This window comes from Colwellia sp. MB02u-10, assembly GCF_014077185.1.
Classification (GTDB): Bacteria; Pseudomonadota; Gammaproteobacteria; order Enterobacterales; family Alteromonadaceae; genus Cognaticolwellia.
The window spans coordinates 1-931 of sequence record NZ_JACGVK010000063.1 but is presented as its reverse complement, the minus strand read 5'-3'; the positions used below and the strand labels follow the sequence as shown (position 1 = coordinate 931).

1 protein-coding gene is annotated in these 931 nt (G+C 42.5%); it reads left to right on the top strand.

What is annotated here, in order from left to right; genetic code table 11:
• Window positions 1–68: 68 nt before the first annotated feature.
• Window positions 69–931 (top strand): IS256 family transposase (locus tag H4J59_RS01640; RefSeq protein ID WP_182236257.1); only part of this gene is annotated, 863 nt, incomplete at its 3' end.

Genomic DNA, 931 nt, shown 5'->3' with positions numbered 1-931 from the left:
GACCCTGTAACAAAATCTGTGTAACTGCCTATTATTAATACCCATGTAGGGTTAAGGATAGGCAGACTATGAATAAGAAAGCACTCGAAGCGTTCGGTAAGCAAGCGGCTAAATCAATTAAGACGGAAGCAGACTTAACTGACTTTCGTAGAATGTTAACCAAGATAACGGTCGAAGCAGCACTTAATGCTGAACTAGACGAACACCTTGGTTACGCTCGCCATGAACAATCTCAGCAAAATAACTACCGTAATGGTTATTCATCGAAGACTATTAGAACCGAAGATGGTCAAGTCGATTTAGATGCCCCACGCGATAGGGATTCAAGCTTTGAACCTCAGCTTGTGAAGAAAAACCAAACCCGTTTCACCTCGATGGATGACAAGATTTTATACCTGTACTCCAAGGGTATGACCACGCGTGATATCGTCGCTACCTTCAAAGAAATTTACGATGCTGATGTGTCACCCTCGCTTATTTCTCGCGTAACAAACGCCGTTATTGAGCAAGTGATTGAATGGCAAGCCAGGCCACTCGATGCGGTTTATCCCATTGTTTATTTAGACTGTTTGGTGGTTAAAATCAGGCAAGACAAACGCGTGATTAATAAAGCGGTTTATCTCGCCTTAGGTGTTAATATTGAAGGCCATAAAGAATTGCTCGGCATGTGGATATCCGAAAACGAAGGGGCTAAGTTTTGGCTCAACGTGTTAACTGAACTTCAAAACCGAGGGGTAAAAGATATTCTCATCGCCTGTGTCGATGGCCTTAAAGGTTTTCCTGATGCCATTAATACCGTTTATCCCCAAACGCAGGTACAGCTCTGTATTGTGCATATGGTGCGTAATTCATTGAAGCTTGTGCCATGGAAAGATTATAAGGCTGTTACTGGCGACTTAAAGCAAATATATCAATCAGTAACCGAAGAGGA